This is a genomic window from Leifsonia sp. Root1293, from assembly GCF_001425325.1.
GTDB lineage: Bacteria > Actinomycetota > Actinomycetes > Actinomycetales > Microbacteriaceae > Orlajensenia.
In genome coordinates this window covers 2,131,833-2,144,348 of sequence record NZ_LMEH01000001.1, presented here as the reverse complement: position 1 = coordinate 2,144,348, position 12,516 = coordinate 2,131,833, and the positions used below count along the sequence as shown (strand labels likewise).

The 12,516-nt window shown below is 67.4% G+C and carries 8 protein-coding genes; 5 read left to right on the top strand and 3 right to left on the bottom strand.

Annotated features, from left to right (window positions below):
* The first annotated feature begins 119 nt into the window (after nt 1–119).
* The 3 genes from ASC59_RS10205 to ASC59_RS10195 all read left to right on the top strand — a co-directional run bounded on the left by ASC59_RS10205 (nt 120) and on the right by ASC59_RS10195 (nt 6,544).
* Nucleotides 120–764, top strand: a complete 645-nt coding sequence (locus ASC59_RS10205; RefSeq protein WP_055821706.1) for a hypothetical protein — start codon at nt 120–122, stop codon at nt 762–764.
* 250 nt (nt 765–1,014) lie between these two features.
* Nucleotides 1,015–5,565 (top strand): PKD domain-containing protein, encoded by a 4,551-nt coding sequence (locus ASC59_RS10200; protein WP_235492651.1) that lies wholly within the window; start codon nt 1,015–1,017, stop codon nt 5,563–5,565.
* Between the two features lie 34 nt (nt 5,566–5,599).
* Nucleotides 5,600–6,544, top strand: a complete 945-nt coding sequence (locus ASC59_RS10195) for a glycosyltransferase family 2 protein (RefSeq protein WP_055821699.1) — start codon at nt 5,600–5,602, stop codon at nt 6,542–6,544.
* A gap of 14 nt (nt 6,545–6,558) precedes the next feature.
* On the opposite strand, the gene ASC59_RS10190 is transcribed toward ASC59_RS10195, so the two are convergent.
* The gene (locus tag ASC59_RS10190) at nt 6,559–7,692 is read right to left on the bottom strand and encodes a glycosyltransferase (RefSeq protein WP_200942360.1); all 1,134 of its coding nucleotides are present in this window, start codon (nt 7,690–7,692) and stop codon (nt 6,559–6,561) included.
* A 41-nt stretch (nt 7,693–7,733) separates the two neighbouring features.
* On the opposite strand from ASC59_RS10190, the gene ASC59_RS10185 reads away from it, so the two are divergent.
* Nucleotides 7,734–8,615 (top strand): hypothetical protein, encoded by an 882-nt coding sequence (locus tag ASC59_RS10185; RefSeq protein WP_055821696.1) that lies wholly within the window; start codon nt 7,734–7,736, stop codon nt 8,613–8,615.
* Nucleotides 8,612–9,676: an acyltransferase family protein gene (locus tag ASC59_RS10180; RefSeq protein WP_200942359.1), complete on the top strand. Its 1,065-nt coding sequence runs from the start codon at nt 8,612–8,614 to the stop codon at nt 9,674–9,676. The genes ASC59_RS10185 and ASC59_RS10180 overlap by 4 nt, the downstream gene beginning before the upstream one ends.
* Here ASC59_RS10180 and ASC59_RS10175 read toward each other — a convergent pair.
* Both ASC59_RS10175 and ASC59_RS10170 read right to left on the bottom strand, forming a co-directional pair.
* Nucleotides 9,644–10,912 (bottom strand): O-antigen ligase family protein, encoded by a 1,269-nt coding sequence (locus tag ASC59_RS10175; RefSeq protein ID WP_055821692.1) that lies wholly within the window; start codon nt 10,910–10,912, stop codon nt 9,644–9,646. The genes ASC59_RS10180 and ASC59_RS10175 overlap by 33 nt on opposite strands.
* Before the next feature lie 5 nt (nt 10,913–10,917).
* On the bottom strand, nt 10,918–12,513 hold the full coding sequence (locus ASC59_RS10170; protein ID WP_162243183.1) for a polysaccharide biosynthesis tyrosine autokinase: 1,596 nt from the start codon (nt 12,511–12,513) through the stop codon (nt 10,918–10,920).
* Nucleotides 12,514–12,516 lie beyond the last annotated feature (3 nt).

The window sequence follows — 12,516 nt, the reverse complement described above, 5'->3', positions numbered from 1 at the left end:
GGGCTGACCCGACGCCGTCCCACCCGCTCGCGCGTGCCGCGAACGGGTGGGGCGGCGTCTCTGGCATGGGTGGGGCGGATGCTCGTATAGTGTGACCTCTCCCCCAGAGAGGCTCAGCCATGACCGATCCGAACACCTCGGCGGGCGCAGATCCGTCGCGGCGCCGCATCATCCTGCTCATCGCTGCGGGACTGGTGGTGCTCGCCGTCGTCGCGATCGTCATCGCACTGATCGGGAACGCCGCCGGTACGCCCGGAGGTCCGGGCGGGTCCAGCTCGCAGAAGCCCACCGGAACCTCGACGAGCGGCGAGATCGCGCCATCCGACCAGGCGACACCGACCACCACGCCGACACCGCCCATTCCCATCGAGACCACCGTGCCCATCGAATCGACGGCGCAGCCCGCACCAGGTGTCGCGGTGTCCGTCAGCGGTTTCGAGGCAGTGGAGGGGGAGGCCGAGCTCGCAGGCGATGTCGCCGGTCCGGCCGTTCGCTTCACGGTGACGGTGTCGAACACGACGGCCGCCGCCGTCTCCCTCGCCGGCGCGCTGGTGAACGTGTACTACGGGCCGGAACAGACGCCGGCCGACAGCCTGCCCGAGCCTGGGGGCGTTCCGCTGCCGGCGGAGGTGGCTGCCGGCGGGACGGCCGAGGGGGTTCTCATCTTCACGATTCCCGAGGACCAGCGGGACGACGTCCTGATCACGTTCGATTACCAGGTCGGAACTCCCGTGACGGCGTTCCAGGGTTCTGTCGCCGGTTAAGGAATCGGCCCCTTTTGGGGGGGATTGAGTTTGAGTATTCGTCACTAAACTCTGCCTCAGGCTGGCGATCACCCGAAGGTCGCCTCCATACCCGAATGAGGCCTGCCCGATGCGTGTCTTCGCCCGCTCACGTGTACTTTCCATCGCTACAGTCCTGGCTGTCACAGCCGGACTCGTACTGGTCGCTCAACCGGCGGTCGCCGATACGGCGCCACCGATAGCCGGTACACCTGAGACCGTCTCCTCGGACGTGCTCCCCACGGTCCAGATAGACGGCGTCGTCTGGGACCAGGAGGTCGTCGGCAACAAGGTGTTCGCCGGTGGTGAGTTCGGCACGGCGAGGCCAGCCGGCGCCGATCCCGGGGTCAACACTGTCGTCCGGAACAACATCCTCTCGTACAACCTCACGACAGGCGTCCTCGACGCTTCGTGGGCTCCCAACGCCAATGCCCGGGTGCGCAACCTCGCGGTCTCGCCCGACGGCAAGCGGCTCTACGTTGTCGGCAGCTTCACCTCGATCGCAGGAGCGACGCGCTACCGCATCGCGGCATTCGACACAGCGACCGGGGCCCTGATCCCCACCTTCAAGCCCGTGATCAACGGCAAGATCAACGCCGTCGCGGTCACCGACTCCACCGTCTACGTCGTCGGCCAGTTCACGGCCGCGAACAGTGTCGCGGTGGCCGGTGGCGCCGCCCTGGACGCCGCGACCGGCGCCACGAGGACCGCCTGGACTCCGCAGATCGCCAACGGTCAGGCCACGTCCATCGTCGTCAAGTCCGACGGGTCGACTGTCGTCATCGGCGGATACTTCCAGAGCGTGAACGGCTCGTCCAACCCGGGCTACGGCCTGGCCTCCCTCGATGGAACCACCGCGGCGATCAAGACGTTCAACGTCAACAACAAGGTCCGCAACGCCGATGCCAACGCTGCGATCAGCAGCCTCGCCTCCGATGAAGGCGGCGTCTACGGCACCGGGCAGCACTACGGATCCGGCACGCTCGAGGGCACCTTCTACGCGACCTGGGACACAGGAGACATCATCTGGGTCGAGGACTGCCACGGAGACACGTACTCGGTGTACCCGGCCGGCGACACGATCTACACGACGAGTCACGCGCACTACTGCGGAAACATCGGCGCCTTCCCGCAGACCGACCCGTGGCAGATGCACCGCGCGCTCGCCTTCACCAAGACGGTGCAGGGCACCATCACCAACGACCCGCTCGGCTACACGAACTGGGGCGGAACGCCTCGTCCCGCCCTGCTCGACTGGTTCCCCGACATCAACACCGGAACCTTCACCGGCGTCGGCCAGGGCGGCTGGTCGGTCAGCGGCAGCGCCGACAAGAAGTACGTCCTCTACGGCGGCGAGTTCACCCGCGTGAACAACATCAAGCAGCAGGGGCTCGTGCGCTTCGCCGCCAAGACCGTCGCTCCCAACAAGGATGCGCCCCGACTCAGTGGGGCCAACTACGTCCCGAACGTCGTCTCGTTCGCGACCGGCACGGCACGCATCGCGTGGCCGGCGAACTGGGATCGTGACAATGCGAGCCTCAAGTACGACGTGATCCGCAACGGCGCCACCGCCAGCCCGGTCTACACGACGACGGTGAACTCCAACTTCTACACATTGCCGACGATGAAGTTCGTCGACACCGGCCTGACACCAGGAGCGACGTACACCTACCGCATCCGAGTGACCGACCCGTTCGGCAACGTCGTCAACGGCAACAACGTGAGCGTCGTCGTCGCATCGACCGGATCGCTCTCGGCGTACGCCACCGACGTGCTCGACGACGACCCGACCGACTTCTGGCGACTGGGTGAGACCTCTGGCCCCACGGTCTACGACTGGGCCGGTTCGCAGGACTCCGCTGCCGGCTCCGGCGTGACCTTCGGTGCGGCCGGAGCCATCGGCTCCGACTCGAACACCGCGGCCACCTTCTCGGGCGACTCGAGCGGTCTCGTGTCGACTCAGGCCGCGATCCCGGGCCCGGACAGCTTCGCGATCGAGACGTGGTTCAAGACGACGAGCACCGCCGGCGGAAAGATCGTCGGATTCGGCAACTCGAGCACGGGAACGTCGTCGAACTACGACCGTCACGTGTACATGGACGGCGCCGGTCGGGTGCTGTTCGGGGTGTACCCGGGCCAGTCACGAACGCTGCAGAGCGCGACCGGGTACAACGACGGACAGTGGCACCACGTGGTGGGGAACCTGGGCCCGTCGGGCATGCAGCTCTACGTGGACGGCCTGCGCGTCGGACAGCGTTCCGACACCACCTACGGTCAGGCCTACTCGGGCTTCTGGCGCATCGGTGGCGACTCGTCCTGGGCAGGTGCGAACTTCTTCCAGGGAACGATCGACGACGTCGCCATCTACCCCGCTCCGCTGTCGCTCCAGCAGGTCGACTCGCACTGGGTGAAGTCCGGCCGCACGAGCAGCATCCCGACCGCACCGGCCGACAGCTACGGGGCTCGAGTGTTCAATGACTCTCCCGACCTGTACTGGCGCCTCAACGAGGGCGTCGGAGCCGGGACGGCGAACGACTCCGGCACCGCGGACAACGACGGCTCCTACTCGGGGGGCGTGACCAAGGGCGTCACCGGCGCCATCGCGGGCACCACGAACAAGGCCGCATCGTTCAACGGTTCCAACGGGCTGGTGGCCAGCAACACGGTGTTCAGCAACCCGAAGAACTACTCCGAGGAGCTGTGGTTCAACACCACGACGAACAGTGGAGGCAAGCTCATCGGCTTCGGCTCCGCGAACTCGGGCACCTCGGGCAGCTACGACCGCCACGTCTACATGCAGGACGACGGCAAGGTGGTGTTCGGGGTCTGGACCGGATTCACGAACACGATCACCACCCCAGGGGCATACAACGACGGTCTCTGGCACCACATGGTGGCGACGCAGTCCACGTCGACCGGTATGGCCCTCTACCTCGATGGCGAACTCATCGGGACCAACGGGCAGACCGACGCCCAGGGCTACGACGGGTACTGGCGCGTCGGCGGTGACACTACCTGGGGCTCATCGAGCGCGTTCATCAACGCACGCATCGACGAGGCCGCCGTGTACAGCACCGTGCTGAGCGCCACGGACGTCTCGGCGCACTACGCCCTCGGCACGGGAGTCACCCCGAACGTCGCTCCGACAGCGTCATTCACGTCGACGCCCGGCGTCCTCACGGTCGCGGTCGACGGATCAGGCTCCACCGACTCCGACGGCACCATCGCGAGCTACGCGTGGAACTTCGGTGACGGCGGTACTGCCACCGGAGTCTCGCCGACCCACGACTACGCGGCCGGCGGAACGTACACGGTGTCGCTGACGGTGACGGACAACAAGGGTGCGACCGGAACGACCTCCTCATCCGTGGTCGTGTCGTCGCCGCCGCCGAACGTGCCGCCGACGGCATCCTTCACCAAGACGGTGACGAACCTCGACGTGACCGTCGACGGCAGCGGATCGACCGATTCCGACGGCACGATCGCCAGCTATGCGTGGACCTTCGGTGACGGGGGGACCGCAACCGGTCCGACCGCGGCGCATTCGTACGCGGCCGCGGGGACGTTCCCCATCGGCCTCACTGTCACCGACAACAAGGGGGCCACCACGACGACGTCCAGTGAGGTGATCGTCGCACCGGCGCCGCCGCCCAACGTCGCCCCCACCGCTGCGTTCACCACGAGTGCGAACTTCCTCTCGCTCTCGGTGGACGGCGGGACGTCGACCGACTCCGACGGCACGATCGCCGGCTACGCCTGGGACTTCGGAGACGGAGCAACGGCCACGACGGCCACCGCAACGCATCCCTACGCTGCCGCCGGCACGTACACGGTCTCCCTGACCGTTACAGACGATGACGGGGCGACCAACACGAAGACCACCTCGGTCACGGTGTCCGCTCCGCCGCCGAACGCACTGCCGACGGCATCCTTCACAACGACGGTGAACAACCTCAACCTGGCTGTGAACGGATCGGCGTCGTCGGACACCGACGGCACCATCACCGCCTACGCGTGGAACTTCGGTGATGGCGGCACCGCAACAGGGGCGACTGCCACGCACGACTACGCGGTGGCCGGAACCTACACGGTGACGTTGACGGTGACGGACAACGCGTCCGGCACAGGGACCACCAGCAGCAGCGTCACCACGGTCGCGCCTCCCGGCCCGGCCGTGTACGCCACCGACGCCTTCGGACGCACCACGAGCAACGGACTCGGGACCGCCGACGTCGGCGGCGCCTGGACGGTGTCGGGTGGTACGGCGAACTTCTCGGTGGGCTCGGGCACCGCGAACCTGAAGGCGCCGCTCGGCGGAACGCTCACGGGTTACCTCAACGGGGTCTCGACGACGGATTCCGAGGTTCGCACGCAGGTCTCCATCGACAAGGTTCCGACGGGGACGGGCACGTACGCCTCGGTCTACGGACGCACGGTCGGCACGGGGACCTACGGTGCCAAGCTCAGGTTCTTCGCGACGGGTGCAGTCACACTGCAGGCGTCAGGAGGCACGGCGATCGTTCTTCCAGGGCTCAGCTACACGCCCGGCGAGCAGCTGCAGGTGCGAGTCCAGGTCACCGGTACCTCCCCGACGACCACGCGCGCCAAGGTCTGGCGCGTCGGAGAACTGGAACCGACGACCTGGCAGGTCACCGGTACGGACTCGACGGCGGCGATGCAGGTCGCAGGCGGAGTGGCCATTCAGGTCTTCCTCCCCAGCTCCGCGACGAACGCGCCCGTCACCGGTCGCTTCGACAACCTGTTCGCAACAGCCTCCCAGTAGAGAGGTCGCCGAAGGATCGCTGGAGGGGGCGACGATGCGTACTGCTGACGATGAGAACACCACGCTCGTGGTGACCATCGGAGTGCTCACGTATCGTCGCCCCGCCGACCTCGTGGCGATCCTCCCCGTACTCGTGGAGCAGGCACAGGCGTCGGACGATGACGTGCACGTCCTCGTCATCGACAATGCGCCGGAGGCCTCGGCCGAGGAGACGACCCGCACATTCCCCCCGCGATTCGTTCACTACATCCATGAGCCGACGCCGGGAATCGCGGCCGCCCGCAATCGCGCCATCGACGAGTCGACAAGCTCCGACCTGCTCATTTTCATCGACGACGATGAACGTCCCGTCGGCGAGTGGCTGGCGGCCTTGCTCTCCACCTATCGTGCGGAACGACCGGCTGGCATCGCCGGGCCCGTCATCTCCCACTACGAGGAGGAGCCGGACCCGTGGATCGTCGGCGGCGGCTTCTTCGCGCGCGAGCGGTTCGCGACCGGCACCGAGGTCGAGGTCGCTGCGACGAACAACCTGCTTCTCGACCTCGCCGTGGTGCGCAGGCTCGGCCTGCGCTTCGATGAGGAGTTCGGTCTCAGCGGCGGATCTGACACGCTGTTCACCCGCAGCCTGACCGTGGCCGGCGAGCGGATCGTGTGGTGCGATGACGCCGTCGTCCTCGACATCGTGCCTGCGTCCCGTCTCACCCGCCGCTGGGTGCTTCAGCGCTACTACAGGATGGGCAACACCTGGAGCCGCACCACTCTCCTGCTCAGCCGATCCACGCCCAGCCGTCTCCTCGCTCGACTGTCACTGACGGCCGGCGGCGCGGCCCGAGTCGCCCAGGGCGCCGCGCGGTCGGGATGGGGCCGTCTGGCGCGCTCGACGTCACGTGACGCGCACGGCCAGCGCACTCTCAATCGGGGGCTCGGGATGGTGGCGGGAGCATGGGGCCACGTCTACTCGGAGTACAGGCGCGCTTGAGCTCCGTGGCCCAACTACCCGCGCCGGATGCGCACTGCGCGCTCGTACGCTTCAGCGTGCTGCGAGCCGACGGTGCTCCACGATCGCCTCGACAGGTCGGGGCGATCCGGTCCGAGAGCACTCACAGCACTCAGCGCGCGGGTGAGGTCGGCGGCATCCACTGTTCCCGTGAAGCGTTGCACCCACGGCGCTCCGACTTCCGCCGCGAGATCGGCGTTCGTGGGGTTCTCCGGAACCAGGATGGGCCGGTCCAGGGAGAGTGCCAGGATGGCGACCCCCGAGTTGTGCATCTCGCGGTAGGGGAGCACGACCAACTCCGCTGCACCCACCTCCGCGGCGAGACGCTCGTCGTCCACGTACTCGAACGCCGCGTCGATGCGTGCGTCGCCACCGGCGGCAGCCTCGATCTCGGCCTGGAGCTCGGGAGTGGCGCGGCCGACGATCCGCAGGGCGGCATCCGGGTCATCGACGTCCTGGAAGGCGGAGACGAGGTTCTCGACTCCCTTGTACGGACGGATCAACCCGAAGAACAGCAGACGTCCGGGCTGGCGGGACGGATGCGGTCGCCCGGCGAACCAGTCGACGTAGTCGCCGTGCAGGATGGTGGCAGCGGCGGCGCCATCCGGAACCGTCGTGCGATCGTTCAGCCGGATCCACAGCGAGGTCCCGCGGGCGCTGAGCCGATCGAGTGCCGTGGTGACGACACCGCGACGCTCGTGCGGCGCGAGATTGTGGGCGGTGCGCACGAGGGCCGTTCTGGTCAGCCGCAGCCGCACCAGCAGGGCCAGGAACAGAAGAGCGCCGCCGGCGGATCTCAGTCGGCTGCTGCGGAGGAACAGCACGTCGGGCAGGTGCAGGTGGAACACGTCGTAGCGTCCGAACAGCGCGGTGCGCCAGGTGAACGGCCTCTGCGCCACACCGGGAACCCGGCGGAGCAGCTGCGTCAGGTAGGGATTCGTCGTCGGCCCCGGCTCGCCGAAGGACTGCAGGATCCGGAGCGGCGGATGCGGGAGACGGGACGGGCTGGTGATGGTCGGTCGTCCTTCGAGTCGGGTGAACGGATGACGGAAGCTGAGCGATCCCCAACCTATCGCGTCGTCCGGCGCGGTGGCGTGGGTAGACTCGCGACACGTGCGGGCGGTCCCCACCGGTCCCGTCCGGCGCTGCGCGTTCCGCGGGAGGTGAGGAGATGACCCTCCCCCTGCTGCGCCCGTCGATCGTGGCCTACAACGGATACGACTCCGGACTCGGGAACCGGGTGCGTGTTGTGCTCGGCTGCAAGAGCCTGGCCGACCACGAGAACCGCGACTTCAGTTACGTCTGGCCCACCGGCAAGCTCTTCGGCCCGAAGTTCCCCGAGCTGTGGGACTTCTCGGGTCGCACGATCTCTCGTGCGACATCCCGAGTGCTCGCGAAGGTGTACCCCTACGTCGACGAGACCTTGACCTGGCTCGATGACGAGAAGCGGCGCCAGCACGTCTGGCAGATCAGGACCGGGAGTCCGATCCAGCTCCCGGCCGGTGCCCGGTCCTGGCAGGAGGAGTTCCGCGCCCTCCAGCCCGCCGACGAGATCGCGCGAGCCGTCACGGCCTTCTTCGACACACACCTTCGCGGCGCCCCGTACGTCGGTGTCATGGTGCGGGCGCATGCCGTGTCCCACTCCGTGACCCGCGAGACGTCCCCGGTGGAGTGGTTCGTCGCACGGATGCAGCAGATCAGGGATGCCGACCCCGACGTCCGGTTCTTCCTCTCTTGCGATGTCCCCGAGGTGCAGGAGCGCATCATCGCGACGGTGCCCGGAGTCGTCGCGCAGACCGACAAGGGCGCGTACAACTCGGCCGAGGCCGTGCGCGCCTCGATCGTCGATCTCTACCTGCTGGCGGCATCCGGCTACCTGATCGGTCCCCATTTCTCGAGCTTCATCCACCTGGCCGAGCACCTCGCTGGTGATCGCCTGATCCTCGACACCCCGGTGAACCCGCACGCCGAACCCGACTACCTCAGCCACGGAGTCGCCCAGGACCCTCTGCGGCCTTTCATGAGAGTCGACCAGTCGGACGCCGTCTCATGACGGTCAGAGTCGCCGAACGGTCGACGATGACGCTCGACGCCCGCTTCGATCCGCGGGCGAACGGCCTGAACGCCGTGCGACTGCTGCTCGCGAGCGGCGTGATCGTCTGGCATGCCTTCCCGTTGACCGGCCAGGACATCCCCGACGGACCGCTCCGTCAGCTCCTGGCCTTCATCTGGGTCGACGGTTTCTTCGCCGCCTCGGGCTTCCTGATCGTCTCCAGCTGGATGCGTCGACCGAACTGGTGGGCCTTCCTCAGCGCCCGGCTGCTCCGCATCCTTCCGGCCTTCTACACCTGCCTCATCATCACAGCCTTCGCGATCGCGCCCCTCGCCATCTGGTTGTCCGGCTCCGTGTTCCCACCGGGCTTCTGGGCGGATGCCGTCGGCTACGTGCTGAAGAACTCCAGCCTGCGCATCTTCCAGTACGACATCGCCGGAACTCCGCTCGGGGTGCCGGACTCCGGTGTCTGGAACGGATCGATCTGGACCCTGTGGTGGGAGTTCCTCTGCTACCTCGGCGTGCTCCTCCTCGGGGTCACCGGACTGATCAAGCGCAGCTGGGCTCTCCCGGCGGCCTTCGTCCTCTGCGTGATCGGAGTGCTCGCGACGTCGTACGGCCCGATCGACAACTTCTACGTCTACGCCGCGGCGCGTTTCGGAATCATGTTCCTCGCCGGCGGCCTCGTGTACCACTTCCGACACCGCATTCGCGCGTCCTGGACGCTGGTGATCGTCGCGATGGCGATCGTCATCGCCTCGGCCTGGCTTCCGGACTACAGGGTCGTCGCCGCCATTCCTCTCGCCTATGCGGTCATCACCACCGGCGCGCTGCTGCGTCAGCGGATCTTCTGGCTGCGGAACGACATCTCGTACGGCATCTACGTCTACGCGTTCCCGATCCAGCAGACCCTCGTGCTTCTCGGCGCTGCGGCTTGGGGCATCCCGGGCTTCGTCGTCCTGTCCATCGCCCTGACGATCCCGTTCGCCGTGGCGAGCTGGGTCTTCGTCGAGCGCCCGGCGCTCCGACTACGGAAGCGGGCTCAGGGCGTCTCGACTTGAGACGAGGGCAGGCGGATCCGAGCCGAGCGGCTTCGCGGCTGCCAGCGGGAGAAGCCCGAGCCCGACGGTGAGCACCAGCGTGGGCAGGGAACCGTAGATGGGGCTGAAGAGCACGTTCCACAGCGTCGAGATGCCGAGGAACATCGTGATGCTCGTGGCCGTACGCGTCGACAGCCCCTGCCCCAGCGTGTGCAGCACGAGCACGACGATCCACGCCACGAACGCCAGCCCGGGAATGCCGTACTGACTCCAGAGGTCGCCCGCGACGGAATGGAGCTCGAACCCTCCGCCGAAGAGATAGGTCTCGACGTAGCCGTTGTTGGGTTGGTACCCGATCGACGCCATGCCGGTCTTGGCGACGAGGATGTCGTCGAGGTTGGGCTGAACGCCGACTCCGAACCCCCACGGGTTCGACTGGAACAGCGCGATGCTCGCCGCGGCCTCAGGCCGACCTCCGAGCAGGAGTGAGCCGGATGCCTCCAGTTGGGCGATCGTGCGTGATTGGGCCTGCTCGCCGAGATAGCCGTCGACGATCAGGGCAGTCGCCAGGTTGTAGGTGATGGCGGCGATGATGCCGACCATCGCGACCATGGCGAGCGAGCTGGCACGACGGGTGCGGAACTGGGGGAGCATCTGCCAGAGGACGAGGACCGCCGTGATCATGAGCGTCGCGAATCGATAGCGCGAATCGGTCCCGAGGGCGACGACGGCGAAGACGAGCAGAGCGATGGCCTCGAGGGTGCGCAGGCCGGGGCGACTCACCAGCGACAGCACGATGATCATGACCGGGAAGCCGACGCCGAACTTCCACGGGTTGTCGTTGCCGGTCTCGGCGCCGAGGGTGGCGCTGGCGAGCATCGCGAAACCGAACAGGGCGCCGACCATCCAGTCGGGGATGATCGTGCGGGCCCACAGCACCACGCCGACGGCGGTGACGATCCCGAGGAGCATCATGACGCCCGCGATCATGCCGGAGACGCTCGAGGCGTGGTTCACCGCAGTCACTTCGCGCAGCCAGATCCCCGAGAGCGCGGCGAGGATCCCCAGGGCGGCGAACACGGTGGCACCCCAGTACCGCCGCAGCACCGGCACCCACAGGGGGAGCAGGACGAGGGCGACGACGAATCCGACGGTGAGGCTGCCGCCCACGAAGATCCGGGAGCCGGCGGCCAGGACTGCGAAGCCTGCGACCAATCGGATGGTGAGGCCCGAGTTCTCCGGACCCTGTGCGTGCACCGGCGTCAGCTCTCCACGACGACTGTCGCTCCGGCGTCACTCGTGTGGATCACGTCCGATCGAGCGCGGCGCGTCTTCTTGGTGCGGGTCACGGTCGGAGCCACCGCCTGCGGCTCGGCCGAGGGTGCTGGTTCCCGAGCCGGCTCGACGTCCTCGGCGGGAACCGGCGACTCCGGCTGCGCCGCCGGCGCGATGGTGGAAGGTGCCGTCTCGTCCACTTCGTCCAGCCCCGACGCCGTCAGGTCGGCCGAGCCGTTCGAGTGCTTCGCGTGGTAGGAGTAGTACTCGATCGCCTTGGGCGTCGGGATCCGGTCGAACACGACGCCGAGCAACCGGGCGTTGACGGTGCGCATCGATCCGACAGCCTCGGCCAGTTGCTGACGACGCGTCGACTTGTACTTGACGACCACGATCGCACCGTCGGTCGCATGGGCGAGTCCGAGGGTGTCCGTGGCGGCGAGGAGTGGCGGAGTGTCGATGACCACGAAATCGTAGGTCTTCGACACCTCGGCGAGCAGCGCGGCCATCGCCGACGAACCGAGCAGCTGCCCGGGGTTGTGGGGGATCACTCCCGACGCCAGGACGTCGACCGTGCGCGCGTAGCGCTGCACGGCGTCAGCCACGGAGATCTTGCCGAGCAGAACCGTGGTCAGGCCGACGGAGCCTTCGAGTCCGCAGCGATCCGCGATGGTGGGGCGGCGCAGGTCGCCATCGATGAGCAGGACCCGACCGACGCGTTCAGCCATGGCGAGAGCGAGGTTCAGCGACGTCGTGGACTTGCCCTCGCCGGCGGTCGCGGAGGTCACGATCACGCTCCGCACGGCTCGCTCGATGTCGGCGAACTCGAGGTTGGCCCGAATCCTTCGGTATGACTCGGCCTGCATGCTGTGCGAATCACTGCGCATGGCGATCCAGCCGGGCTTCTTCGACGGACCCTTGGCCACGGCTCCCAGCACGGGAAGGCCCGTGATTGCCGTCAGTTCCTTCTCGCTGCGGACCCGAGTGTCCAGAAGTTCCCAGATCAGTGCGAGGACCAGTCCGAGCGCGAGTCCGACGGCCAGCCCGGTCGCGACGATGAGCCGTGTGTTCGGGGCGAAGGGCGCCGCCGGCACCTGCGCCGACGCGATCTGGGTCATCTTGACGGCCGGAGTCTTGTCGGCGCTGGTCGGCGAGATCTTCTCGACGACGGTCGACAGGGAGGAGGTCACGGCGTCGGCGATCATCGCTGCACGTGCAGGATCGCTGTTCTGCACCGTGATCTGGATGATCACGGTGTTGAGCGGGGTATCGGCCGAGATGACCGAGGCCAGGCCGTTCACGCTCGTGTCGAGATCGAGTTCATCGATGACGGGCTGCAGGACCAGGGGTGTCGTCGCCAGTCGGGCGTAGGACTGCACGTTCGCCTGGGCGAAGTTCGACCCCTGGACGAGCTCGCTCGTCGTATCGCCTCGCTGCGTCGACACGAAGACGCTCGCGGTGGACTTGTAGAGCGTCGGCAACGTCGAATCGTAGAAGAAGGCGACTGCTGCACCGAGGATGCCCAGGATGATGATCAACGGCCAACGGCGGCGCAGCGCCGAGAGGTACATCCGCGGATCCATCCC